General features: G+C 45.5%; 26 protein-coding genes. All 26 read left to right on the top strand.

All coding sequences use genetic code 11. From position 1 onward, the window contains the following. Nucleotides 1-5: 5 nt before the first annotated feature. The 26 genes from BM278_RS03680 (at nt 6) to truB (ending at nt 26,508) form a co-directional block, all read left to right on the top strand. A complete protein-coding gene (locus tag BM278_RS03680) occupies nt 6-1,064 on the top strand; it encodes a protein-glutamate methylesterase/protein-glutamine glutaminase (RefSeq protein WP_090948011.1) in 1,059 nt (352 codons plus the stop codon). A gap of 13 nt (nt 1,065-1,077) precedes the next feature. Further along, nucleotides 1,078-3,123, top strand: a complete 2,046-nt coding sequence (locus BM278_RS03675; protein ID WP_090948010.1) for a chemotaxis protein CheA — start codon at nt 1,078-1,080, stop codon at nt 3,121-3,123. Between the two features lie 31 nt (nt 3,124-3,154). Continuing rightward, nucleotides 3,155-3,607: a chemotaxis protein CheW gene (locus BM278_RS03670; protein ID WP_090948009.1), complete on the top strand. Its 453-nt coding sequence runs from the start codon at nt 3,155-3,157 to the stop codon at nt 3,605-3,607. A 36-nt stretch (nt 3,608-3,643) separates the two neighbouring features. Continuing rightward, nucleotides 3,644-4,276: a chemotaxis protein CheC gene (locus BM278_RS03665; protein WP_090948008.1), complete on the top strand. Its 633-nt coding sequence runs from the start codon at nt 3,644-3,646 to the stop codon at nt 4,274-4,276. Between the two features lie 38 nt (nt 4,277-4,314). Next, nucleotides 4,315-4,773, top strand: a complete 459-nt coding sequence (locus tag BM278_RS03660) for a chemotaxis protein CheD (RefSeq protein ID WP_208601741.1) — start codon at nt 4,315-4,317, stop codon at nt 4,771-4,773. A gap of 85 nt (nt 4,774-4,858) precedes the next feature. Continuing rightward, nucleotides 4,859-5,623 (top strand): FliA/WhiG family RNA polymerase sigma factor, encoded by a 765-nt coding sequence (locus BM278_RS03655; RefSeq protein WP_090948006.1) that lies wholly within the window; start codon nt 4,859-4,861, stop codon nt 5,621-5,623. Between the two features lie 22 nt (nt 5,624-5,645). Then, a complete protein-coding gene (locus BM278_RS03650; protein ID WP_090948005.1) occupies nt 5,646-5,891 on the top strand; it encodes a hypothetical protein in 246 nt (81 codons plus the stop codon). Between the two features lie 9 nt (nt 5,892-5,900). After that, entirely contained in the window at nt 5,901-6,374 is a 474-nt protein-coding gene (locus BM278_RS03645; RefSeq protein ID WP_090948004.1) for a hypothetical protein, read from the top strand. A 158-nt stretch (nt 6,375-6,532) separates the two neighbouring features. Beyond that, a complete protein-coding gene (gene rpsB / locus BM278_RS03640; protein WP_090948003.1) occupies nt 6,533-7,240 on the top strand; it encodes a 30S ribosomal protein S2 in 708 nt (235 codons plus the stop codon). Between the two features lie 155 nt (nt 7,241-7,395). After that, on the top strand, nt 7,396-8,280 hold the full coding sequence (gene tsf / locus BM278_RS03635; RefSeq protein ID WP_090948002.1) for a translation elongation factor Ts: 885 nt from the start codon (nt 7,396-7,398) through the stop codon (nt 8,278-8,280). 134 nt (nt 8,281-8,414) lie between these two features. Further along, nucleotides 8,415-9,137 (top strand): UMP kinase, encoded by a 723-nt coding sequence (gene pyrH, locus BM278_RS03630; RefSeq protein ID WP_090948001.1) that lies wholly within the window; start codon nt 8,415-8,417, stop codon nt 9,135-9,137. Nucleotides 9,138-9,139: 2 nt separating this feature from the next. After that, entirely contained in the window at nt 9,140-9,697 is a 558-nt protein-coding gene (frr, locus tag BM278_RS03625) for a ribosome recycling factor (protein WP_090948000.1), read from the top strand. 155 nt (nt 9,698-9,852) lie between these two features. Then, the gene (locus tag BM278_RS03620; protein ID WP_090947999.1) at nt 9,853-10,629 is read left to right on the top strand and encodes an isoprenyl transferase; all 777 of its coding nucleotides are present in this window, start codon (nt 9,853-9,855) and stop codon (nt 10,627-10,629) included. Between the two features lie 5 nt (nt 10,630-10,634). Further along, a complete protein-coding gene (locus BM278_RS03615; RefSeq protein ID WP_090947998.1) occupies nt 10,635-11,429 on the top strand; it encodes a phosphatidate cytidylyltransferase in 795 nt (264 codons plus the stop codon). Nucleotides 11,430-11,449: 20 nt separating this feature from the next. Further along, the gene (gene dxr, locus BM278_RS03610; RefSeq protein WP_090947997.1) at nt 11,450-12,595 is read left to right on the top strand and encodes a 1-deoxy-D-xylulose-5-phosphate reductoisomerase; all 1,146 of its coding nucleotides are present in this window, start codon (nt 11,450-11,452) and stop codon (nt 12,593-12,595) included. A gap of 17 nt (nt 12,596-12,612) precedes the next feature. Continuing rightward, complete coding sequence (rseP, locus tag BM278_RS03605) at nt 12,613-13,872, top strand: RIP metalloprotease RseP (protein ID WP_090947996.1); 1,260 nt, start codon at nt 12,613-12,615, stop codon at nt 13,870-13,872. 30 nt (nt 13,873-13,902) lie between these two features. Then, the gene (locus tag BM278_RS03600) at nt 13,903-15,606 is read left to right on the top strand and encodes a proline--tRNA ligase (protein ID WP_090947995.1); all 1,704 of its coding nucleotides are present in this window, start codon (nt 13,903-13,905) and stop codon (nt 15,604-15,606) included. Nucleotides 15,607-15,730: 124 nt separating this feature from the next. Then, nucleotides 15,731-20,041 carry a PolC-type DNA polymerase III gene (locus tag BM278_RS03595; protein WP_090947994.1) on the top strand — a complete coding sequence of 1,437 codons (4,311 nt, stop codon included), beginning with the start codon at nt 15,731-15,733 and terminating at the stop codon, nt 20,039-20,041. 321 nt (nt 20,042-20,362) lie between these two features. Further along, nucleotides 20,363-20,836, top strand: coding sequence for a ribosome maturation factor RimP (gene rimP / locus BM278_RS03590; protein ID WP_090947993.1), 474 nt, complete (start codon nt 20,363-20,365; stop codon nt 20,834-20,836). 24 nt (nt 20,837-20,860) lie between these two features. Beyond that, nucleotides 20,861-22,009 (top strand): transcription termination factor NusA, encoded by a 1,149-nt coding sequence (gene nusA, locus BM278_RS03585; protein ID WP_090947992.1) that lies wholly within the window; start codon nt 20,861-20,863, stop codon nt 22,007-22,009. Nucleotides 22,010-22,021: 12 nt separating this feature from the next. Then, nucleotides 22,022-22,312, top strand: coding sequence for an RNase P modulator RnpM (gene rnpM, locus BM278_RS03580; RefSeq protein WP_090947991.1), 291 nt, complete (start codon nt 22,022-22,024; stop codon nt 22,310-22,312). Then, nucleotides 22,302-22,604: a YlxQ family RNA-binding protein gene (locus tag BM278_RS03575; protein WP_090947990.1), complete on the top strand. Its 303-nt coding sequence runs from the start codon at nt 22,302-22,304 to the stop codon at nt 22,602-22,604. The genes rnpM and BM278_RS03575 overlap by 11 nt, the downstream gene beginning before the upstream one ends. A gap of 19 nt (nt 22,605-22,623) precedes the next feature. After that, the gene (infB, locus tag BM278_RS03570) at nt 22,624-24,846 is read left to right on the top strand and encodes a translation initiation factor IF-2 (RefSeq protein ID WP_090947989.1); all 2,223 of its coding nucleotides are present in this window, start codon (nt 22,624-22,626) and stop codon (nt 24,844-24,846) included. Continuing rightward, entirely contained in the window at nt 24,843-25,121 is a 279-nt protein-coding gene (locus tag BM278_RS03565) for a DUF503 domain-containing protein (protein WP_090947988.1), read from the top strand. The genes infB and BM278_RS03565 overlap by 4 nt, the downstream gene beginning before the upstream one ends. A gap of 15 nt (nt 25,122-25,136) precedes the next feature. After that, nucleotides 25,137-25,517: a 30S ribosome-binding factor RbfA gene (rbfA, locus tag BM278_RS03560; protein ID WP_090947987.1), complete on the top strand. Its 381-nt coding sequence runs from the start codon at nt 25,137-25,139 to the stop codon at nt 25,515-25,517. 82 nt (nt 25,518-25,599) lie between these two features. Continuing rightward, complete coding sequence (gene truB, locus BM278_RS03555; RefSeq protein ID WP_090947986.1) at nt 25,600-26,508, top strand: tRNA pseudouridine(55) synthase TruB; 909 nt, start codon at nt 25,600-25,602, stop codon at nt 26,506-26,508. Nucleotides 26,509-26,534: the final 26 nt, after the last annotated feature.

Genomic DNA, 26,534 nt, shown 5'->3' with positions numbered 1-26,534 from the left:
CATACATGAGCAAGGTGAAAGTACTCGTTGTCGATGATTCAGCTTTTATGCGTAAGTTGATTGTTGATTTTCTTTCCGAAAGCCCACAAATTGAAGTAGTCGGAACGGCTAGAAACGGCAAGGAAGCGTTAGAAAAAGTTTCGCTGTTAAACCCGGATGTTGTTACATTGGATGTCGAAATGCCGATAATGAATGGACTCGAGACGCTGAAACAAATGATGACGAAACATCCGCTTCCTGTTGTCATGTTATCGAGTACGACGACAGAAGGCGCGGAAAATACGATCACTGCAATGCAATACGGAGCGGTCGATTTTGTCGCAAAACCGTCTGGCGTCATTTCGCTCGATTTATATAAAGTGAAAGAAGAATTGATCAACAAGGTGTTGTTGGCAAGCCGCGCCAACGTGCGGGCGATATCTAAAGACAACGCAGGCGAGATGAGGGCAAATCAACGGATAAAAACGGTTTGCGATCGGAAGCATCAACGCAAAAAAATCGTTTGTATCGGAACGTCGACAGGAGGGCCACGCGCTTTGCAGCAAGTGTTAACGAAATTGCCGGAAAATATCGCCGCACCGATTATGATCGTTCAACATATGCCAAAAGGGTTTACGAAATCATTGGCGCAAAGACTTGATTCGCTTTCATCGATCGCCGTGAAAGAGGCGGAAGATGGGGAAACGCTACAAAACGGCACCGCTTATATTGCGCCCGGCGGGTTTCATTTATTAGTTCATGAAGCAAAAGGATCGCTTACCGCTTGCGTGGAACAGTCGCCGCCGCGAAACGGGCATCGTCCATCTGTGGATGTGTTGTTTGAGTCGATAAGCGCGTTGACGGATTATGAAAAAATTGCGGTGATTATGACGGGAATGGGGTCGGACGGAACGATGGGATTAAGGCGATTAAAAGAAAGCGGAAATACAAAAGTGATTGCTGAGGATGAAAAAACGGCGGTAGTGTTCGGGATGCCGAGAGCGGCGATTCAAGCAAACGTAGTAGATATGGTCGTGCCGTTAGAACAAATTGCGGAAATGATTGCTAAATATGTAGAGGGGTAAGGGGGAAAAGGCGATGGACATGAGCCAATATTTAGAAGTTTTCATTGACGAAAGTAAAGAGCATTTGCAAACGATCAATGAACAGCTGCTAGAATTGGAAAAAGCGCCTGAAGACATGTCGATTGTAAATGAAATTTTCCGTTCAGCGCATACGCTGAAAGGAATGTCTGCGACAATGGGGTTTGAGGATTTAGCGAATTTGACCCATCAAATGGAAAATGTGCTTGACGGGATCCGCAATCATAAAATTACCGTTACTTCGGAAATACTAGATGTCGTCTTTCAAGCAGTTGATCATTTGGAAGCGATGATTACGTCCATTGCCGAGGGCGGCGATGGTAAGCGTGACGTAGAAGAAATCGTGGAACAATTAAAGCGAATTGAACGAGGAGAGTCACCAACTGAATTAGTAACAGAGCAGCCTAGCCCTTCTTCTACATCGCTTTCGCAAACTTACGGAGAATTTGAGTACAATGTGTTGCAGCAATCAAAAGAGCAAGGTTTTTTCGCATACGAAATACGCGTTAAATTGCGAGCCGATTGTTTATTGAAAGCGGCGCGCGTGTTTATGGTTTTTGAAGCGTTAAACGAAGCGGGAGAAGTGATTAAATCGAATCCGCCTGTAGAGATGCTGGAAGAGGAGCAATTTGACCAAGAATTCATCGTAACCGTTGTATCGAAAAAATCAGCTGAAGAGTTACGCGAGCGGATTATGAAAGTTTCTGAGATTGAAGAAGTAGACGTCGTGCCGTTTGATGTTGAGGAGCGGAAGAAAGCAAGCGTTGCTGAAGCCGCCAAAGCAGAAGCAAAGCAGCAAGAAGCGGCGACGGTTCAAACCGAGGAGAAAAAACAGCAGCAAAAACAAAAGAAAGGTTCTGAGCCGAACGCAGCGACAAAACATTCTGCATCAGCGAATAAAACGATTCGCGTCAATATCGAACGCCTCGATATTTTAATGAACTTATTCGAGGAACTTGTCATCGACCGCGGGCGCTTGGAACAAATTTCCCGGGAATTGAACCATCCGGAACTTCACGAAACGGTGGAACGAATGTCGCGCATTTCCAGCGATTTACAAAACATTATTTTAAATATGCGCATGGTGCCGGTAGAAACGGTGTTTAACCGCTTTCCGCGCATGGTTCGCCAGCTGGCGCGCGAATTAGGGAAGAAGGTAAATTTAGAAATCATCGGAGCGGAAACAGAACTTGACCGCACGGTGATTGACGAAATCGGCGACCCGCTCGTTCACCTTCTCCGCAATGCGATTGATCATGGCATTGAAACGCCGGATGTGCGCCGGGCAAGCGGCAAACCGGAAGAAGGAACGGTCAAGCTGAAAGCATATCATAGCGGCAATCATGTGTTTATTGAGATAGAAGACGATGGCGCCGGCATTAACCGCGATAAAGTGTTGCAAAAAGCGATCGATAAAGGTGTCGTTTCTAAACAAAATGCCGAAAATTTAACGGATAAACAAATATATGAACTTATTTTCGCTCCCGGTTTTTCGACAGCGGATAAAATTTCCGATATTTCCGGGCGCGGCGTCGGGCTTGATGTTGTTAAAAGCACGATCGAATCGCTTGGCGGCACGGTTACAGTAGATTCCGAGGAAGGAAAAGGATCGCTCTTTTCCATTCAGCTTCCGCTGACATTGTCGATTATTTCCGTATTGCTTGTGGAAATTCAACAAGAAAAATATGCGATTCCGTTGTCGTCTATTATTGAAACGGCGATCATTAAAAAAGAAGACATTTTTCACGCACATAATCAGCAAGTCATTGATTTTCGCGGAAAAGTTGTCCCGCTTGTGTTTTTGAAAGAAATTTTTGAAATACCGACTGTTGCGGAAGAGGAAGAATTTGTTTCAATTGTCATCGTTCGCAAAGGAGAAAAAATGGCCGGTCTCGTTGTTGACTCATTCATCGGGCAGCAGGAAGTTGTATTAAAGTCATTAGGGAACTATTTAACTTCCGTGTTTGCCATCTCTGGCGCAACGATATTGGGCGATGGGCAAGTGGCGCTGATTATCGATTGCAATGCATTAATTAAATAGACGACGCTTTGACCGAAAGGAGGAAAGAAACATGGCTACCGTTCAAGAGTCAGAATTGAAAGTCATTGTCTTTCAGTTGAAAAATGAAGAATATGCGCTCCCTGTTCAATTCGTTCGTTCCATTGAAAAAGTTCAGCATATTACTCGCGTTCCCCGTACGGCGCATTATGTGAAAGGTGTGATTAATCTGCGCGGCGTAGTGACGCCGATTATTGATTTGCGGGAGCGATTTGGTTTTTCGTCTGTCCCTTATTCCGAACAAACGCGGATTATTATCGTTGCGCTTCAAGATATAGAAGTCGGGTTGATTGTCGACGCCGCCAGCGATGTGCTCGATGTACCAGCTTCAAGCATTGAACCGCCACCAGAAACGATTGAAGCTGTGGAAGCGGATTATATTCATGGGGTGGCAAAAGTGGGAAAAAGATTGCTCATTTTGTTAAATTTAGAGAAAGTGCTTGGGACTGAAAGACGTTCATCATGACGTTTCGTGTTCATTCGGGGGAGGGGTTGCTAGTTGATGGAACATATTAATAAATTAAGTGGCACTCATATTGATATTTTAAAAGAAATCGGCAATATCGGGGCGGGAAACGCAGCGACCGCATTGTCCAAACTATTGAATAAAAAAATTGAAATGACTGTGCCGCACGTGCAAATTGCGGCATTTAATGAAATGATGGAACTGATCGGGGGCGCGGAGCAAGTAGTGGCATGCGTATATTTGCGCATTGAAGGGGATGCGCCAGGAAATATGTTTTTCGTGCTTTCGTTGCCGCAGGCGGAGCGATTTATCCGGCAAATGACAGGTGATGAAACGGTTACGTTGAATGGACATCTGTCAGAACTGGGACAATCAGCGCTGCAAGAACTGGGAAATATCCTTGCCGGTTCCTATCTTTCCGCATTGGCTGATTTTACGAATTTAACCCTTTATCCGTCTGTTCCGATGTTGACCATTGATATGATCGGAGCGATTTTGCAATATGGGTTGCTCGAATTGTCTCGCGCTGGCGATTACGCCATTCTTATCGATACGGCTTTGTATGATGAGCGACGCCCGGAAGACAGCGTCAATGGTCATTTTTTCTTGCTTCCTGATCCAGATTCGTTCGCTTCCATTTTTCGTGCGCTAGGTGTGGATCTTTCGTGAGTGAAACTGTTCATGTAGTGAAAGTCGGCATTGCCGATATGAACGTTGTGCATGCGCCAAATTTAATACGAACATCTGGATTGGGATCATGTGTCGGCGTCGTGATTTTTGATCATTTAAAAGAAGTGGCAGGATTGGCACACGTGATGCTTCCTGATTCTTCCATGGCGAGATCGGAAACGATTAATGTTGCAAAATATGCGGATACAGCAGTTGAAGCGTTAATCCGTCTCGTTGTCCGGGCGGGAGGAAGAAGGGAGATGCTAAAGGCGAAAATGGCTGGTGGGGCGCAAATGTTTTCCTTTTCGTCCAAAAGTACGGATATGATGCGAATCGGAGAAAGAAACGTTGAGGCGCTTAGACAGCAGCTGAACCGGTTCCATATTCCAATCGTTGCGGAAGACGTCGGTGGTAGCAGCGGGCGGACGATCGAATTTAATCCGAAAACGACTGTTTTATCGATTCGCACAGTAAATCAAGGGGTTAAGGAAATATGATGAAACGGATTGGTGATTTATCGCCGAAAGGAATGGTATTATTATAACAAACAGCGGCATTTTGTAGAGAATGAGGTGGAATCACATGACGAACGTTTTAGCAGGAGAAGAGCGTAAATATTGGGATCGTTGGATATATGACCGTGATCCACAAGCTGGAAATAAGCTCGTGCAAATATATATGCCGCTTGTTCATTATCACGTTCAACGAATCGCTGCGTCGCTGCCGAAAAATATTAGCAAACAAGAGTTGATCAGCCTTGGATTAATCGGACTTTACGACGCGCTCGAAAAATTTGACCCCTCCCGTGATTTAAAGTTTGACACGTACGCTTCGTTTCGCATCCGCGGCGCGATTCTCGATGGACTCCGCAAAGAAGATTGGCTTCCGCGCAGCATAAGGGAAAAAGCGAAAAAAATTGAAGAGACGATCGAAAAGCTGGAACAGCGCTACATGCGGTCCGTTACTGCAAAAGAAGTCGCAGATGAATTAGGGATCGCAGAAGCGGAAGTATATACGATAGTAAATGAGAATTTTTTTGCAAATGTCTTATCCTTTCAACATGTTGCTGCGGAAAATGAGGAAGAAGAAAGCGCGCTTTTAGCGATTCGCGATGAAAAAACGCCTTCTCCGGAGGAAGAAGTCTTAAAACAGGAATTATACGAAAAATTAGCGGAAGTCATTCAGCAGCTAAGCGAAAAAGAGCAGCTTGTCATTAGCTTGTTTTATAAAGAAGAACTTACTTTTACGGAAATCGGAGAAATTTTAGGACTTTCCACCTCAAGAATTTCCCAGCTTCATTCCAAAGCGATTTTTAAGTTGCGCAAAATTTTGGAACAGGCGCTTTAGCCGAAAAAGGAAGTGGGATAATATGGATATGAAATTAGTCGAATTGCAAATCGCTCTGCCAAAAACGTATGATGCCGGAAAAATTCAAAACGATGTTCATTATTATCCGCAGCTCGCACAATCGCAGATTGCTGAAGCGACAAAAAAGCAAATGGAGCGAGCGCGAAGACAAGTGACAGAAAAGCGCACGAGCGCCAACATTGGTCGTGAGCGAAACAAGCAACATATTCATCCATATAAAGGAAAAACCATTGACATTGTAGGATAGAGGGATTCGATGATTGCACTGCTGCTTGTTATTAGTTTTGTACTTCATGCGCTTTCATTGTTTCTGATTATTTTGCTTTATTTACAATTATCGAAAGTGAAGGAAACAGAAAAGCATCAGCAACAAATGACAGAGGAGATGGAGCAAACGTTTTCCGCCTATTTATTAGAATGGAAAGAAGAAAACGAGCGTTTTCTAAAAAAACTATCCGACATGATGGGCAATCGTTCTAAGGAAGATGTGAAAAAAAACCATTCTATCGCCCAGGAGACATCGGCAAAAGAGGAAGAGCTGCCTGACTATTTTCCTAACGTCGGCGATGTGAAAGACATCGTTGATATACGCCAGCAAGCAGCTCCTCCTTCGCTCGCCGACGAGGCGTGGAAGCTTTATGAACAAGGAAAAACGATTGAAGAAATCGCGAAAATTTTAAAAAAAGGAAAAACGGAAATCGAGCTGTTGTTAAAATTTCGCCAAAAGTAGGCAAATAATCGCTTGATTGTCGTAGGTAGTTATGATATATTTTTACGTGGTGTGAATACACACGCTCATGGATTTAAGCAACGGTGCTGACTTTGTCAGTCTTGCTTAAAAATGATATGGGCGGAGGAACGAAAACCAAATAAATAGGAGGAGCTATAATGTCAGTTATTTCCATGAAACAATTGCTTGAAGCAGGTGTTCATTTCGGACATCAAACTCGCCGTTGGAACCCAAAAATGAAAAAATATATTTTCACAGAACGCAACGGCATTTATATTATCGACTTGCAAAAAACCGTCAAAAAAATGGAAGAAGCATATAATTTTGCAAAAGAATTAGCAGCGAACGGCGGTAAAATTTTGTTTGTCGGTACGAAAAAACAAGCGCAAGAGTCCGTGAAAGAAGAGGCAGAACGTTGCGGCATGTTTTATGTGAATCAACGCTGGTTAGGCGGCACGTTAACCAACTTCGCAACGATTCAAAAGCGGATTAAACGTCTAAAAGAAATTGAAAAAATGGAGGAAGACGGCATCTTTGACGTACTTCCGAAAAAAGAAGTCATCCGCTTGAAAAGAGAGCAAGAACGTCTAGAGAAATTTTTAGGCGGCATTAAAGAGATGAAAGAATTGCCGGACGCATTGTTTGTCATCGATCCGCGCAAAGAGCGCATCGCGGTTGCGGAAGCGCGCAAATTAAACATTCCGATTATCGGCATTGTCGATACAAACTGCGATCCGGATGAAATCGACTATGTCATTCCAGCGAATGACGATGCGATTCGCGCCGTAAAACTTCTTACTTCCAAAATTGCCGACGCGGTGTTGGAAGCAAAACAGGGCGAAGAAGCGGTCGTCGCTGCTGAGTAACGTGTTTTTGCGAAAGGTGATAAGAGGGGAAAGCCTTTTATCACCTTTTTTTGAGACAGAAATCAGCCGTTGTTGGCTATACTAATAGGTATGGAAGAGGGCGAAATTTCGCTCGAATGATACATATATGCGAGTTTAAAGGAGGATTTTTATTTATGGCGATTACAGCACAAATGGTAAAAGAATTACGCGAAAAAACGGGCGCGGGGATGATGGATTGCAAAAAAGCGCTCACCGAAACAAACGGCGATATGGAAAAAGCGATCGATTGGCTTCGTGAGAAAGGAATCGCGAAAGCGGCGAAAAAAGCGGATCGCATCGCTGCGGAAGGAACGACGCTCATCGAAGTCGACGGCAACAGCGCTGTTATTTTAGAAGTAAACTCAGAAACGGATTTCGTAGCGAAAAACGAAGCGTTCCAAACGCTAGTGAAAGAGCTCGCCGCCCATTTGTTAAAACATAAGCCTGCCACGCTCGAAGAAGCGCTTGGGCAAACAATGGACAACGGAACAACGGTTCAAGATCACATTAATGCCGCGATCGCAAAAATTGGCGAAAAATTGACGTTGCGTCGTTTCGAAACAGTGGAAAAAGGCGACAATGAGGTGTTTGGCGCGTACTTACACATGGGCGGACGCATCGGTGTATTAACATTATTAGAAGGAACAACAAACCAAGAAGTCGCGAAAGATGTTGCGATGCATATTGCCGCATTGCGTCCGAAATACGTTTCTCGCGATCAAGTGCCGCAAGAAGAAGTGAATCGTGAACGGGAAGTGTTGAAACAGCAAGCATTAAATGAAGGAAAACCTGAACATATCGTAGAAAAGATCGTAGAGGGCCGTTTAAACAAATTTTACGAAGATGTTTGCTTGTTAGAGCAAGCGTTCGTGAAAAATCCAGATGTAAAAGTACGCCAATATGTTGAATCAAACGGTGCGACAGTGAAAAAATTTATTCGTTATGAAGTTGGCGAAGGAATGGAAAAACGCCAAGACAACTTTGCCGAAGAAGTAATGAACCAAATGAGAAAGCAATGAGCGAAGTCTATAGGGAACACACACCGTGTTCCCTATTTTTCAAAATATAGCATCACGATTTTCCAAAAGTGGTGCGATGTTTTTTGCCCATTTTAGCGTTTCGCTTTTCCTAATCAGCTGCATGGAGGTTCGACATGGAAAAACCAAAGTATAAGCGCGTTGTGCTAAAATTAAGCGGTGAAGCGTTAGCAGGGGAACAAGGATTTGGCATTAACCCTGCCATTATTCAATCGATTGCGAAACAAATAAAAGAAGTTGCCGAGCTTGGCGTGGAGATTGCCGTTGTTGTTGGCGGAGGAAACATTTGGCGCGGAAAAACGGGCAGCGAGATGGGAATGGACCGTGCGACGGCGGACTATATGGGAATGCTCGCAACGGTCATGAATTCGCTTGCTCTTCAAGATAGCCTCGAACATCTCGGCGTCGAGACGAGAGTGCAAACATCGATTGAAATGCGGCAAGTGGCTGAACCTTACATACGAAGAAGAGCCATTCGTCATCTCGAAAAAAAACGCGTCGTCATTTTTGCGGCAGGGACGGGGAATCCGTACTTTTCGACAGATACGACGGCGGCGTTGCGCGCTGCTGAAATTGAAGCAGACGTTATTCTAATGGCGAAAAACAACGTTGATGGCGTATATAGCGCTGATCCGAAAATCGATGAAAATGCGGTGAAATATGATGAATTATCTTATTTAGATGTCATTAAGCAAGGATTGGGAGTAATGGACTCCACTGCTTCCTCGTTATGCATGGATAACGACATTCCGCTAATTGTTTTTTCGATTATGGAAGAAGGCAATATAAAACGAGCCGTTCTTGGTGAAAATATTGGAACAATCGTGAGGGGGAAATAGCGATGGTACAGCAAATCATCAATACTGCAAAGGAAAAAATGGATAAGGCCGTCCAGGCGTTTACTCGTGAACTTGTAACGATTCGTGCAGGAAGGGCCAATCCGAGCTTATTGGAAAAAATAACGGTGGATTATTACGGCGCACCGACGCCAATTATCCAGCTAGCAAGTATTAGCGCTCCGGAAGCGCGGTTGCTTGTCATTCAGCCGTATGATAAATCCATTATCAAAGATATTGAAAAAGCGATTTTATCCTCCGATTTAGGATTAACCCCGTCTAACGACGGATCAGTCATTCGCATTGCGATTCCGCCGTTAACGGAAGAACGCCGCCGCGAGCTGGTGAAGCTTGTCAAAAAATATTCCGAAGACGCGAAAGTTGCTGTGCGCAACATTCGCCGCGATGCGAATGATGAGTTGAAAAAGCTGGAGAAAAATGGTGAAATTACAGAAGATGAGCTGCGTGGCTATATAGACGATATTCAAAAGCTGACAGATAAACATGTCGCAAAAATCGATGAGATTACGAAAGAAAAAGAAAAAGAAGTAATGGAAGTGTGATGAAACGAAAAAGACCCTCTATATTCATGGAGGGTTTTTTTGCTATAATGGAAAGGCAATGAAACAGGAAAGTAGATAAAGCAAAAATGTTTGTTCCAAAAATCGCTAGTCGCATGGTACATTAATAATAAAATATCATCATATGGAGGACTAGTATGTTTAATAAAATTTGGAAAAATAAAGAGGATGAATCATCCTCTCCTCTTGTTTACACAAAAGAGGATATATTGCAACATCCGATTCCAAAGCATGTCGCCATCATTATGGATGGCAATGGACGATGGGCGAAAAAGCGGGCCTTGCCGCGGGCGGCGGGCCATTACGAAGGAATGCAAGTCGTTCGCAAAATTACTCGTTTTGCTAACGAACTTGGCATTAAAATATTATCATTATATGCGTTTTCGACTGAAAATTGGAAGCGCCCGAAAAGCGAAGTAGAGTATTTGATGAAGCTTCCCGAACAATTTTTAACGACGTTTCTTCCGGAATTAATTGAAGAAAATGTAAACGTACGCGTGATCGGGAATACGGAACAGCTTCCTGAACATACACGGCGGGCGGTGGAAAAGGCGATTCATGAAACAAAGGACAATACAGGATTGATTTTGAACTTTGCCTTAAACTATGGGAGCCGCGCGGAAATTACATATGCGATGCAGCAGATTGCCAAAGAAATTCAAAACGGACGGTTATCTCCGGAACAAATTACGGAGGAGTTAGTGTCTTCGTATTTGATGACAAAAGATTTAACGGATCCGGATTTGCTTATCCGCACAAGCGGAGAAATACGTTTAAGCAATTTTATGTTATGGCAGCTTGCGTATACAGAGTTTTGGTTCACGGATGTATTATGGCCGGATTTTACGGAACAACATTTATTAGAAGCGATTGCCGCATTTCAAAAGCGCAATCGCCGTTTTGGAGGAGTTTAAACGAGATGAAGCAACGAGTTATTACTGGTATTATCGCCGCCGCGTTGTTTTTGCCGATTGTGATTTTTGGCGGATTTCCGTTTATAATAGTAACATATATATTAGCAACCATTGGGCTGTTTGAATTATTACGGATGAAACGTCTCCGCGCGTTTTCGCCGGAAGGAATCATTGGTTTCTTGCTTTTATGGGCGCTTCTGATTCCGAACACATACGCCCATTGGCTCGAATCTTTAAACGTAACGAAAAGCGAATTGTTCGTCCTCGCTGTATTATTGTTGCTCGTATATACAGTGGTAACGAAAAACGCGTTTACGTTCGACGAGGCGGGATTTCTATTTTTATCTATTTTATACGTTGGCTTCGGATTTTATTATTTTATGGAAATTCGCTTTATTGGCTTGGCGTATATGGTGTATGCTTTATTTACGATTTGGGCGACGGATATCGGGGCGTATTTTATCGGCCGGGCGTGGGGAAAACGCAAGCTTTGGCCGGAAATTAGCCCAAACAAAACGGTGGAAGGTTCGATTGGCGGAATCGTTTGCGCCGTCATTGTTGCTATTGTGTACCAACTGTGTACAAACCTTTTTGACAGCTTCGGCATTCTCATTGCGCTGACGATCGTTCTTTCCGTGTTTGGGCAGTTGGGTGATTTAGTCGAGTCCGCATTTAAGCGGCATTATGGCGTAAAAGATTCAGGAAATATTTTGCCGGGGCATGGCGGCATTTTAGACCGCTTTGATAGCTTATTGTTCATTGCGCCGATTTTATCTGTTTTCATGAATGTCGTGTTATAAGGGAGTTAGGAGTGAAGGGATTGAAATATATTAGCATATTAGGAGCGAGCGGCTCCATTGGCACGCAGACGTTGGATATCATTCGCTTGCATCCGGATCAATTTCAACTAACGGCAATATCGATTGGAAAAAATGTGGACATGGCACGAGCGATTATTGAAGAATTTGCCCCCCGGCTTGTCGCTGTCGCCGATGCGGACGCGTATGATCAGCTTCGCAGCGAATATGCAGGAAAAGTGAAGATCGTTTATGGTGAAGATGGTTTAACGGAAGCAGCCGTTTTTCCAGAAACGAACATCGTTGTGACAGCCGTCGTCGGAAGCGTCGGACTTGTTCCGACACTGCGGGCGATTGAGGCTGGCAAAACGATTGCGCTAGCGAACAAAGAAACGTTGGTGACCGCGGGGCATATTGTGACAGCGGCCGCCAAAAAACACGGCGTTTCGTTGCTGCCGGTGGACAGCGAACATTCGGCAATTTTTCAATGTTTACAAGGAGAAAAAAAGAAAAATGTGGAGAAAATTATTTTAACAGCATCTGGCGGCAGTTTTCGCGACAAAACGAGGGAAGAATTAAAAAATGTCACGGTGGAAGAAGCGTTGCGCCATCCGAACTGGTCGATGGGAGCAAAAATTACGATCGATTCGGCGACGATGATGAATAAAGGACTGGAAGTGATTGAAGCGCATTGGCTTTTCGGGCTTCCATATGAGCAAATTGATGTGTTATTGCATCGTGAAAGCATCATTCATTCGCTCGTTCAGTTTCGCGACACAAGCATCATTGCCCAACTCGGAATGCCGGATATGCACGTGCCGATCCAATACGCTTTAACATATCCTGAACGCTTACCGCTTATAAAAGCCAAGCCGCTTGACTTAGCGGAAATTAGTGCATTACACTTTCAGCGGGTGGATTTCGACCGTTATCGCTGCTTGCGGTTGGCATATGAAGCAGGAAAAGTAGGTGGATCGCTGCCAACGGTGTTAAACGCCGCAAACGAAGAAGCGGTTGCCGCCTTTTTGCAAGGTCGCATCGCATTTCTTGCTATTGAAGAATATATTGAACGTGCGTTGGAGCGGCATAAGCTTGTCAAAGAGCCGTCGCTGGAGGAGATTCGCGAAATTGATGCGGAGACGCGTCAGTACGTGCGGTCACTACTATGAAAAAGGTGGTTGAAACATTGGAACCGATCATTGCGTTTATCGTTATTTTTGGCGCACTTGTGTTTTTCCATGAGCTTGGTCATTTGATTTTCGCTAAACGCGCGGGGATTTTATGCCGTGAGTTTGCCATCGGTTTCGGTCCAAAAGTATTTTCGTTTAAGAAAAACGAAACCGTATATACGATTCGTTTGCTTCCGTTGGGCGGTTTTGTCCGCATGGCCGGCGAAGATCCGGAAATGATCGAAATTAAGCCGGGGCAAGTTGTCGGGTTAGTATTAGACAAAAACGGCAACGTCGATAAAATTGTTGTCAACCATAAAGACAACTATCCAAACGCGAAAATCATTGAGGTTGAACAAGCGGATTTGGAACATCATATGTACATTACCGGCTATGTCGAGCAAAATGAGGAACGGCTCGAACGCTTTTCTGTCAATGAGCCTGCCTTTTTCGTCGTCAATCACCAAGAAATCCAAATAGCCCCATACCATCGCCAATTTGTCGCAAAAACGCTAGGGCAACGGACGATGACGATTTTGGCGGGACCGCTTATGAATTTTGTGCTGGCGTTTGTCGTGTTTTTGCTCATCGGCTTGCTGCAAGGATATCCGGTCGACAAACCGATCATCGGCGAACTGACAAAAGAAGGCGCGGCGCGGGAAGCTGGCCTTCAGCAAGGGGATATCGTTCTTTCGATCAATAATGAACCGGTCAAAACGTGGACGCAAGTGGTGAATATTATTCGCGCCCATCCGGAAGAAGAATTGCTTTTTAAAATACAACGAGATGGAAAAGTGATGGACATCGTTGTAACGCCTGAGGCGAAAAAAGTGCAGGGAGAAACGATCGGCCTCATCGGTGCGTACCAGCCGATGGAAAAATCGGTTTTTGGCTCATTAAAACAAGGGATCATGGAAACGTACTACTGGACAAAAGAAATTCTTGTCGGTCTCGGACAGTTAGTCACTGGCCAATTTAAGCTCGATATGCTTTCAGGCCCTGTTGGCATTGCCGTTTCGACCGGCAAAGTGGCGCAATCGGGAATTTACTATTTAATGAAATGGGGAGCGATTTTAAGCATTAACCTTGGCATTGTCAACTTATTGCCGCTTCCTGCGCTTGATGGCGGGCGGTTGCTCTTTTTCGCCATCGAAGCGCTGCGCGGTAAGCCGATTGACCGGCAAAAAGAAGGAATCGTGCACTTTATCGGTTTCGCCCTTTTAATGTTGTTGATGCTTGTCGTAACATGGAATGACATTCAAAAGTTTTTCCTATAAAAAGAGATAGAGAAAAAGAGGTGCAAGAAAATGAGACAAAGCCAATCATTTATTCCAACGTTGCGGGAAGTGCCTGCAGACGCGGAAGTGAAAAGCCACCAGCTGTTGTTGCGCGCTGGGTTTATCCGGCAAAGCGCCAGCGGCGTATACACGTTTTTGCCGCTTGGGCAGCGCGTATTACAAAAAGTAGAGGCGATTATTCGCGAAGAAATGAATCGCGCCGGAGCGATCGAATTGCTCATGCCGGCGCTGCAACCAGCAGAATTATGGCAGCAATCCGGCCGCTGGTATTCGTACGGTCCGGAACTGATGCGCTTGAAAGATCGGCATGAACGCGATTTTGCGCTCGGGCCGACGCATGAAGAAATGATTACGACGCTTGTGCGTGACGAAGTGAAATCATATAAACGCTTGCCGCTTACGCTTTATCAAATTCAAGTGAAATTCCGTGATGAAAAACGTCCGCGCTTCGGTTTATTGCGCGGCCGCGAATTTATTATGAAAGACGCGTATTCGTTCCATACGTCGCAGGAAAGTTTGGACGAAACGTACAATAAGATGTATGAAGCGTATTCGAACATTTTCCGCCGCTGCGGTTTAAATTTCCGTGCCGTTATTGCCGATTCCGGAGCGATCGGCGGAAAAGACACGCACGAATTTATGGTCTTGTCCGAAATCGGCGAAGATACGATCGCTTATTCCGACGCTTCCGATTACGCGGCGAACATTGAAATGGCCCCTGTCATTACTACATATGAAAAAAGCGATGAACCGCTTCGCGAGCTAGAGAAAGTGCATACGCCGGGGCAAAAAACGATTGAGGAAGTAGCTTCGTATTTGCAGGTCGTACCGGAAAAATGCATTAAATCATTGCTGTTTAAAGTCGATGACCGTTACGTGCTCGTGCTCGTCCGCGGCGACCATGAGGCAAATGACGTAAAAGTGAAAAACTTGTTTGACGCATCCGTCGTCGAGCTTGCGTCGCCGGAAGAAACGAAGCAAGTGATGAACTGCGAAGTCGGCTCGCTCGGGCCAATCGGCGTTGGCGAATCCGTCACCGTCGTTGCCGATCATGCCGTAAAAGCGATCGTCAATGGCGTATGTGGAGCGAATGAGGAAGGCTATCATTATATTGGCGTCAATCCAGAGCGCGATTTTACCGTTTCTCAATATGCCGATTTGCGTTTTATTCAAGAAGGAGATCCGTCTCCGGATGGAAAAGGCACGATCCGCTTTGCCCGCGGCATTGAAGTTGGCCACGTGTTTAAATTGGGCACGCGTTACAGCGAAGCGTTGAACGCAACTTATTTGGATGAAAATGGACGTTCGCAAACGATGATCATGGGCTGCTATGGAATCGGCGTTTCGCGGCTAGTCGCGGCGATTGCCGAGCAGTTTGCTGACGAAAACGGTCTCGTCTGGCCAGCGGCGGTTGCTCCGTTCCACGTCCACCTTATCACGGCGAATGCAAAAAATGAAGAGCAGCGCCAGCTCGCCGACGAGTGGTATGAAAAATTGGGACAAGCCGGCTTTGAAGTATTGTATGATGACCGTCCGGAGCGCGCCGGCGTCAAATTTGCCGACAGCGATTTAATCGGGATCCCGATTCGGGTGACAGTCGGGAAGCGCGCTAGTGAAGGAATCGTGGAAGTAAAAGTGCGCCAAACAGGCGAATCAACGGAAGTGCCTGTCCATGAACTGATTGACACGATTCAACGCCTTTTACAAAAATAAATTGCGGAAATTTTCTAGGGCTGTGCTGATGAAAAGTAGAAATGTTACTTTTCAGACAGCCCTTCTGTTATTATGTAATTAAGAGCGAACATGTACCATTTTGAGAGGGGAAAGGATCGACGTCATGTTAACGAACGAGCAAAAAGAGCGATTTCAAGTGTTGTTGCAGCAGCTTGAATTGACGTCAGACGAATTGGTTCCATATTTCTTGGAAGCTGGTATTCAAAAACTTGTCATTGAAAAGGAGAAAAAATGTTGGCATTTTTATTTTTTGCTGCCGAAAATTTTGCCTTACCGCGTTTATCAGCTGTTTACGCAAAAGCTTGTTCATGCGTTTCATCATATCGCCAACGTGAAATATACCATTCAAACAATGGATTCGCATTTTACGGAATCCGATGTCCGCGATTATTGGACGCACTGTTTGCAAGAGCTGCAAGAAGGGGCTTCCCCGCTTTTGTCGCTGCTTCATGAGCAAGTTCCGAGCGTAAAAGGAAATAAACTGTATGTGATCGCCCACAATGAGGCAGAAGCAATGGCGGTGAAGCGGCGTTTTGCCAAAAGAATGGCTGAAGTATATCAGTCGTTCGGTTTCCCGCCTTTGCAGCTGGAAACGGAAGTCAAACAGTCGGAAAAAGATTTTGCGCAATTTTTGGCGCAAAAACAGCAAGAAGACGCCGAGCGCGCTTTAGCGGCGTTAACGGAGATGACGGCGAAAGAAACGAAAGAAGAGCCGGCGGCAGATGAACCGACGGGACCGCTTATTATCGGCTATCCGATTAGAGAGGACGAGGAAGTTCGCACGCTAGACAGCATCGTGGAAGAAGAACGGCGCGTCGTCGTGCAAGGATATGTGTTTGATGCTGAGGCAAAAGAATTAAAAAGCGGGCGGACGTTATTAACGTTAAAAATTACCGATTACACAAACTCGATTTTAGTGAAAATGTTTTCGCGCGATAAAGAGGATGCCGAACTGATGGCGGATGTAAAAAAAGGGATGTGGGTGAAAGTAAGAGGAAGCGTGCAAAACGATACGTTTGTCCGCGACCTTGTGCTGATCGCCAATGATATTAATGAGGTGAAGGCGAAAGAACGGCAAGATACCGCTCCGGAAGGGGAAAAACGGGTGGAACTTCATTTGCATACACAAATGAGCCAAATGGACGCGGTTACGTCTGTTACGAAGCTCATTGAACAGGCAAAAAAATGGGGCCACCCGGCGATTGCCGTTACGGACCATGCTGTCGTGCAGTCGTTTCCGGAAGCGTACAGCGCCGCAAAAAAATATGGCATGAAAGTATTGTACGGCGTGGAAGCAAACATTGTCGACGATGGCGTGCCGATCGCCTACAATGAAGCGCATCGTTTGCTTGCCGAAGATACGTACGTCGTGTTTGACGTGGAAACGACCGGGTTGTCGGCGGTGTATAATACGATTATTGAACTTGCCGCGGTGAAAGTAAAAGACGGCGAAATTATCGACCGGTTCACATCGTTTGCCAACCCGCACCATCCATTATCAATGACAACGATCGAGCTGACAGGAATTACCGATGACATGCTGAAAGACGCCCCAGATGTGGAAGAAGTGCTGCGCCAGTTTTACGATTGGATTGGCGACAGCGTCCTTGTCGCGCATAACGCTAGTTTTGACATCGGTTTTTTAAATGTTGGTTTTGCGAAAATCGGCCTTGGCAAAGTGACGAATCCGGTTATCGATACGCTTGAATTGGCGCGGTTTTTATATCCGGATTTGAAAAACCATCGCTTGAACACGCTTTGTAAAAAATTCGACATTGAGTTGACGCAGCATCACCGGGCGATTTACGATGCCGAAGCAACCGGATATTTGCTGATGCGGCTGTTAAAAGACGCGCAAGAACGGGGAATTTTATATCATGATGAATTAAACAAACGTTCGAAGGAAGAAGTGTCGTACCAGCGCTCCCGGCCGTTCCATGTGACGCTGCTTGCGCAAAATGACGTTGGGCTAAAAAATTTGTTCAAGCTCGTTTCTTTATCGCACGTGAAATATTTTTATCGGGTTCCGCGCATTCCCCGCTCGGTGCTGCAGCAGCACCGCGAAGGCATTTTAGTCGGTTCCGGTTGCGACAAAGGCGAAGTGTTTGACAATATGATTCAAAAAGCACCGGAAGAAGTCGAGGAAATCGCGAAATTTTACGATTTTCTCGAAGTGCATCCGCCGGAAGTATACAAACCGTTGATTGAAATGGATTACGTCAAAGATGAAAATATGATCAAGGAAATTATCCGTAAGATCGTCATGCTCGGGGAAAAATTAAACATTCCTGTCGTTGCGACCGGAAATGTGCATTATTTAAACCCGGAAGACAAAATTTACCGAAAAATTTTGATTCATTCCCAAGGCGGGGCAAATCCGCTCAACCGCTATGAGTTGCCGGACGTCTATTTCCGAACGACCGACGAAATGCTCGAATGTTTCTCCTTTTTAGGAGAAGAAAAAGCAAAAGAAATTGTCGTTAAGAATACGCAAAAAATCGCTGATCTCATCGGCGAAGTGAAGCCGATTAAAGACAAGCTGTATACGCCGCGCATCGAAGGGGCGGAAGAGGAAATTCGCGAAATGAGCTACCGCCGTGCCAAAGAAATTTACGGCGATCCGCTTCCGAAAATTGTCGAAGAGCGATTGGAAAAAGAATTAAAGAGCATCATTGGACACGGTTTTGCCGTCATTTACTTAATTTCTCACAAGCTTGTCAAAAAGTCACTCGATGATGGCTACCTTGTCGGTTCGCGCGGCTCGGTCGGTTCTTCGTTTGTCGCGACGATGACGGAAATTACCGAAGTCAATCCGCTGCCGCCGCACTACGTCTGCCCGAACTGCAAGCACTCGGAATTTTTCAACGGCGGCTCGGTCGGTTCCGGATTTGACTTGCCCGATAAAAACTGCCCGAAATGCGGCACGAAATATAAAAAAGATGGGCACGATATTCCGTTTGAGACGTTCCTTGGCTTTAAAGGCGACAAAGTTCCGGATATCGACTTGAACTTCTCCGGCGAATATCAGCCGCGCGCCCATAACTACACGAAAGTGCTGTTCGGGGAAGATAACGTATACCGTGCGGGAACGATCGGCACTGTCGCCGATAAAACGGCGTACGGTTTTGTCAAAGGATATGCGAGCGATTTGAACTTGCAGCTGCGCAGTGCGGAAATCGACCGCCTTGCCGCGGGATGCACCGGGGTGAAGCGAACGACAGGGCAGCATCCAGGCGGCATCATCGTCGTTCCGGATTATATGGACATTTACGATTTTACGCCGATTCAATATCCAGCTGACGATACGAGTTCCGAATGGCGCACGACGCACTTTGATTTCCATTCGATTCATGACAATCTTTTGAAGCTCGATATTCTTGGGCACGACGATCCGACAGTCATCCGCATGCTTCAAGATTTAAGCGGCATCGATCCAAAAACGATTCCAACGGACGATCCGGAAGTGATGAAAATTTTCAGCAGCACCGAATCGCTTGGCGTCACGCCAGAACAAATTATGTGCAATGTCGGCACGCTCGGCATTCCGGAATTCGGGACGCGTTTTGTCCGGCAGATGCTTGAGGAAACGAAGCCGAAAACCTTTTCCGAGCTCGTGCAAATTTCCGGACTTTCCCACGGAACGGATGTCTGGCTTGGAAACGCTCAAGAGCTAATTCAAAACGGTACTTGCACACTTTCCGAAGTAATCGGTTGTCGCGACGACATTATGGTTTATTTAATTTATCGCGGACTCGAGCCGTCGCTTGCGTTTAAAATTATGGAATCGGTGCGGAAAGGAAAAGGGTTAACGCCGGAATTCGAAGAAGAGATGCGCAAACATAACGTGCCGGAATGGTATATTGAATCATGCAAAAAGATTAAATATATGTTCCCGAAAGCGCACGCTACCGCATATGTGTTAATGGCGGTCCGCATCGCTTACTTTAAAGTGCATCATCCGCTTTTGTACTATGCCACTTACTTTACAGTGCGCGCGGAAGATTTTGATTTGGATGCGATGATTAAAGGATCTGCGGCGATTCGCAAACGCATTGAAGAAATAAACGCGAAAGGGTTGAACGCGACGGCAAAAGAAAAAAGCTTGTTGACGGTATTGGAAGTTGCTTTGGAAATGTGCGAACGCGGCTTCTCGTTTAAAAACATTGATCTTTACCGTTCGCAGGCGACCGAATTTGTCATTGACGGCAATTCGCTTATTCCGCCGTTCAACGCGATCCCGGGCCTTGGGACGAACGTGGCGCTCAACATTGTCCGCGCCCGCGAAGAAGGGGAATTTTTATCAAAAGAAGATTTGCAGCAGCGCGGAAAACTGTCAAAGACGCTCATCGAATATTTAGAAAGCCGCGGCTGCCTTGATTCGCTGCCAGATCATAATCAGCTTTCTTTATTTTAAACTTGGCTAGTTTCGTTTGAACGATTGCCGCAATATTTGCCATAGAAAGCGCGGCGGGCTAACTCGCGCGATCCAAAATGCAGCTAACTCGTTAGGAATTGGATGATACAGTGAAGCGAGAATCGCGTTTTCCCATTGCAATATATTTTCCAATATGTTATAGTTTTAGTGGAAATGGCAAAGATAATGGGTAAGGGAAGAGTGGGGAAACCCACTCTTTCGTCTTGAATGAATGCCAATTGCTTTTCATTCCCCGCAAATTTGCAGGGGATTTTCTCGTTATAACGAGCGACGCAGTTTCTCTATGTTAGGAGGAAAAGAATGAGCAAAAAGGTGACGAGCATAGTAGAAGAACTAGTCACGCCAATTCTTGCCGACATGGATTTAGAACTTGTCGATATCGAGTATGTAAAAGAGGGGAAAAATTGGTTTTTGCGCGTCTTTATCGACTCTGATGAAGGGGTTGACATTGAGCAATGCGGGGTCGTAAGCGAAAAGTTAAGCGAGAAATTGGATGAAGTCGACCCGATCCCGCATAACTATTTTCTTGAAGTTTCTTCACCCGGGGCGGAACGGCCGTTAAAGAAGCCTGCTGATTTTACAAAAGCGATTGGGAAAAATGTATATATTAAAACATATGAACCAATTGATGGAGAAAAGGAGTTTGAAGGGGAACTGACCGGTTTTGACGGAAAAACAGTATCCGTCACTGTGAAAGACAAAACTCGCAAGAAAACAATCGATATTCCGTATGAGAAAGTGGCGAGCGCAAGACTTGCTGTTATCTTTTTTTAATGGCAAAAGGGGGATTTTCGTTTCATGAATACGCAATTACTCGATGCCTTAGCGGATATTATCCGCGAAAAAGGCATTAGCAAAGAAGTTGTGATGGAAGCGATTGAAGCAGCAATTATTTCCGCGTATAAACGCAATTTCGGTCAAGCGCAAAACGTACGGGTGGATTTGAACATGGAAACAGGAACCATCCGCGTATTTGCGCGTAAAGAAGTAGTGGAAGAAGTAAATGATCCGCGTCTGCAAATTTCTTTAGAAGAGGCGCAACGTATCAACCCAAACTATCAAATCGGCGATGTCGTAGAGTTGGAGGTAACGCCGAGAGATTTCGGACGCATCGCGGCACAAACGGCGAAGCAAGTCGTTACGCAACGGGTGCGCGAAGCGGAAAGAAGCGTTATTTATGCGGAGTTTGTCGACCGTGAAGAAGATATTATGACAGGGATTGTTCAACGTATTGATCCTCGCTTTGTTTACGTCAGTCTCGGCAAGACGGAAGCGCTCTTGCCGGCGAGTGAACAAATGCCAAACGAAACGTACAAACCGCACGACCGCATTAAAGTGTATATAACAAAAGTAGAAAAAACGACGAAAGGACCGCAAATTTTTGTATCGCGCACCCATCCGGGGCTGTTGAAGCGCCTTTTTGAACTAGAAGTTCCGGAAATTTACGACGGCACGGTCGAAATTAAATCAATTGCCCGCGAAGCGGGGGACCGCTCGAAAATTTCGGTGCATTCTGACAATCCGGAAGTGGATCCGGTCGGCGCTTGCGTTGGTCCAAAAGGACAGCGCGTTCAAGCGGTTGTCGATGAGCTAAACGGGGAAAAAATTGATATCGTCCGCTGGTCTGCAGACCCTGTTGAGTTTGTCGCGAACGCATTAAGCCCGGCGAAAGTGCTGCGTGTGATCGTCAACGAAGAACAAAAGGCGACGACGGTGATCGTGCCGGATTATCAGCTGTCGCTAGCGATCGGCAAACGCGGGCAAAACGCCCGGCTCGCCGCGAAGCTAACAAATTGGAAAATCGATATTAAAAGCGAATCGGAAGCGAGAGAACTGGGAATCGATCCGTACGCGCAATCCACTTTGCTTGATTCGGAAGAAACGCCGATCAATAATGAAAATGACAGCAACCAATCATTCGATTTGCAAGATGAGAAAATCGAGTGAGGGGGTAGCGACATGGCTGGTCAAAAGAAAGTGCCAATGCGAAAGTGCGTCGTGACTGGAGAAATGAAGCCAAAAAAAGAAATGGTGCGCATCGTTCGCTCTAAAGATGGAGAAGTTTCGATTGATCCAACTGGGAAGAAGGCGGGACGTGGAGCGTATATTACGCTAGATAAAGAATGCATTTTATTAGCGAAAAAGAAAAACGTTTTAGCCCATCATTTAAAGACGGAAATTTCGGATTCGCTGTATGACGAATTGCTTCAGTTAGCGGAAAAGGAGACGGCAGCTCGAAATGAGCAATGAACGGTGGGCATCATTATTAGGACTGGCGAATCGAGCGCGGAAAGTAATTTCAGGCGAGGAGCTGACGGTCAAAGAAATTCGCAACGGAAGGGCGAAGCTCGTGCTTTTAGCGGAGGATGCGTCAGAAAATACAACGAAAAAAATTAAAGATAAATGTTCTTCATACGGTGTTCCGCTTCGCAAAGTGTCTGATCGTTATACGCTCGGGCACGCGATCGGTAAAGACGCCCGCGTCGTTGTTGCAGTGATCGATGAAGGTTTTGCCAACAAACTACTAACGATGCTCGATTGATCTTTATGGGGGTGAATCTATGTCTAAAATGCGTGTATATGAGTACGCGAAAAAAAACAATGTATCGAGTAAAGACGTTATTCATAAATTGAAAGAAATGAACATTGACGTGACAAATCATATGGCGACGTTAGAGCCGGAAGTAGTGGAAAAGCTTGATCATACGTACAACAAAAAAAATGAACGGCCTGAACGACCGCATGCTTCTGCTCCAAAGGAAAAACGTCCAGCAACAGTGAAGCCGAAAAACTATGTCGATGATTTTGATGATGAAGATGAAGAAGTAGTGAAAGCGAAAGTGCCGAAGAAAAAAGGAGCAGGCAAAAAGAAAGAAGGAAAAAAACACGATTTACAATTGCAACAGCAAGAAAAGAAAATTTTTCATCAGCATAAGAAGAAAAACAAAGGAAAAGTGAAAGCGAAGGTAAAAGCAAAAGACGAGCAGCCTGTGCAGCAACAAGAACCTCCAACGAAAAAAGAAAAAGAACTTCCTAAGAAAATTACGTACGAAGGAACGTTGACGGTCGCCGAACTCGCGAAAAAACTCGGTCGCGAACCGTCGGAAATTATTAAAAAGCTATTTATGCTCGGCGTGATGGCGACGATCAATCAAGATTTGGATAAAGATGCGATCGAACTCATTTGTTCCGATTATGGCGTAGAAGTGGAAGAAAAAGTCGTTATCGATGAAACAGAATTCGAATCGATTGAAATCGTCGATAATCCGGAAGATTTAGTGGAACGCCCGCCGGTCGTCACGATTATGGGGCACGTCGACCATGGAAAAACGACGTTATTGGATTCGATTCGCCATTCGAAAGTGACGGAGCAAGAAGCAGGGGGCATTACGCAACATATTGGCGCATATCAAGTGACAGTCAATGATAAAAAGATTACGTTCCTTGATACGCCGGGGCATGAGGCGTTTACGACGATGCGGGCGCGGGGAGCGCAAGTCACCGATATCGTCGTTCTCGTTGTCGCCGCCGATGATGGTGTTATGCCACAAACGGTAGAAGCAATTAACCATGCGAAAGCGGCGAATGTTCCAATTATTGTCGCCATCAACAAAATCGATAAACCGGATGCCAACCCAGACCGCGTGATGCAAGAATTGATGGAGTACAATCTCGTTCCGGAAGAATGGGGCGGAGATACGATTTTCTGTAAACTATCGGCAAAAACAGGTGAAGGTATTGACAATTTGCTGGAAATGATTTTGCTTGTTAGCGAAATGGAAGAATTAAAGGCAAATCCAAATCGCCGCGCGACAGGAACGGTCATTGAGGCGAAACTTGATAAAGGCCGCGGTCCGGTTGCGACGCTGCTCATTCAAGCGGGAACGTTGCATGTCGGCGATCCGATTGTTGTTGGTTGCACGTATGGCCGCGTGCGGGCGATGGTCAACGATACGGGACGTCGCGTGAAAGAAGCAGGTCCTTCGACACCTGTGGAAATTACCGGTCTTCACGAAGTGCCGCAAGCTGGAGACCGCTTTATGGTGTTTGAGGATGAGAAAAAGGCGCGGCAAATCGGTGAAGCGCGTGCGCAAAAACAATTGATGGAACAACGCAGCATGAAGACGCGCGTCAGCCTAGACGACCTCTTTGAACAAATTAAGCAAGGCGAAATGAAAGAATTAAATATTATTGTCAAAGCGGACGTTCAAGGATCAGTGGAAGCGCTCGTTTCCGCCTTGCAAAAGATCGATGTGGAAGGTGTGCGCGTGAAAATTATTCACGCTGGAGTTGGGGCGATCACAGAATCCGACATTATTTTGGCGACCGCATCGAACGCGATTGTCATCGGCTTTAACGTTCGCCCGGACGCGAACGCAAAACGCGTCGCCGAATCGGAAAAAGTCGATATTCGTTTGCACCGCATCATTTATAAAGTGATCGAAGAAATTGAAGCGGCGATGAAAGGGATGCTTGATCCTGAATATGAAGAAAAAGTTATCGGTCAAGCGGAAGTACGGCAAACGTTTAAAGTATCGAAAGTCGGAACGATTGCTGGATGCTATGTGACAGAAGGAAAAGTGACGCGCGACAGCAAAGTCCGCCTCATTCGTCAAGGCGTTGTCGTTTATGAAGGTGAAGTGGATTCATTGAAACGCTTTAAAGACGATGTCAAAGAAGTGATGCAAGGATATGAATGCGGATTGACCATTAAAAACTTCAACGATATTAAAGAAGGAGACATTATTGAAGCGTACGTCATGCAGGAAGTGGAAAGACAATGATCGGCTTTGTCGCCTGTGAATGCCTTATTTACGACGCGCAATCATTAAAAGAGAAACGCGCCGTGTTACAACGAATAATAACGCGGCTAAAACAAAAATATAATATATCCGTAGCTGAAATCGATCACCAAAACGTATGGCAACGGACGACGCTTGGGATTGTCGCGATTACATCGAGCCGAGTGACAACCGAGCGGGAGCTGCAACGAGCGCTCGCTTTGATCGACTCCTTTCCAGAAGTGGAAAGGACGGTTACGACATTTGAGTGGTTTTAATCGAGGTGATAGGTGATGAATTTACGGGCTACACGTGTCGGTGAACAAATGAAAAAAGAATTAAGCGATATTATTGGCCGCAAATTAAAAGATCCGCGCATCGGCTTTGTCACTGTTACCGATGTGCGCGTCACAGGCGACTTGCAACAAGCAAAAGTGTATATTAGCGTGTTCGGTGATGAAGAGCAGCGGCAAAACACTTTAAAAGGACTGGAGAAAGCAAAAGGATTTATCCGTTCCGAAATCGGTCAACGCATTCGTTTGCGGAAAACGCCGGAAATCTTTTTCGAAATTGATGAATCGATCGAATACGGAAACCGCATTGAACAGTTAATCCGACAAATTTCCGCGGAACGCGAAAGCGAGAAAAAAGAAGAGGAAAACGAAAAGGAATAAATGAATGGATAGACGATTTGTCTATCCATTTCCATTATGTACATAAGTTGTTTTTATTAACTTTATCAGAAAGGGTGCGCAAATGGACGGAGTATTGTTATTGCACAAACCGCCTGGAATGACGTCACACGACTGCGTTGCGCGCATTCGCCGCATGCTGCGAGTAAAAAAAGTAGGCCATACGGGCACGCTTGACCCAAACGTATCGGGAGTTTTGCCAATTTGCATTGGAAAGGCGACGCGCATCGCCGAGTTTTTAACAGGAGCGACGAAAACGTACGAAGGTGAGGTGACATTAGGGATCGCGACAACGACGGAAGACAGCGATGGCGAAATCATCGCAAAGAAAAAAGTAGATCGCGCCATTTGCCGCAGCGAAATCGAAGAAGTGTTCCGGCAGTTGACTGGAGAAATTGCGCAAACGCCGCCAATGTATTCCGCTGTAAAAGTGAAAGGAAAAAAACTATATGAATACGCGCGCGCGGGCGTTGAAGTCGAGCGACCGACTCGCATCGTCACGATCCATGAACTAACGTTGCTTGACGAACGAGATATGTTTTCCGGTGACACCGTTTCGTTTCGCTTTCGTGTCACTTGCAGCAAAGGTACCTATATCCGCACTTTAGCCGTGATGATCGGCGAACGACTTGGATATCCGGCGCATATGTCTGAACTTGTTCGCACTGCATCCGGCCCGTTTTCGTTGCAAGATTGTGTCACATTTGAACAATTAGAGCATTACATCGAGAACGGGCAAGTGCAATCCGTATTGCTTCCGATGGAAAAGGCGCTTTTTCATTTGCCGAAATATGAAATAAATGATAAAGTAGCAGAGAAAGTAAAAAACGGTGCGATATTGCCGCTTCCCGCTTTTTTGCAGTCATTGCAAGGACCGGTATTGATGATGACTAAACAAAACGAGGCGCTTGCACTTTATATAAAGCATCCTAGTAAACCTCACTTGATGAAGCCGCTGAAAGTGTTTCGATAACCAAAAAGGCAAAAATAGAAGGTGAG

This window comes from Parageobacillus thermantarcticus, assembly GCF_900111865.1.
Classification (GTDB): domain Bacteria; phylum Bacillota; class Bacilli; order Bacillales; family Anoxybacillaceae; genus Parageobacillus; species Parageobacillus thermantarcticus.
Note: the sequence above shows the minus strand (reverse complement) of the source record. Positions and strands in the feature narration are given on the sequence as shown.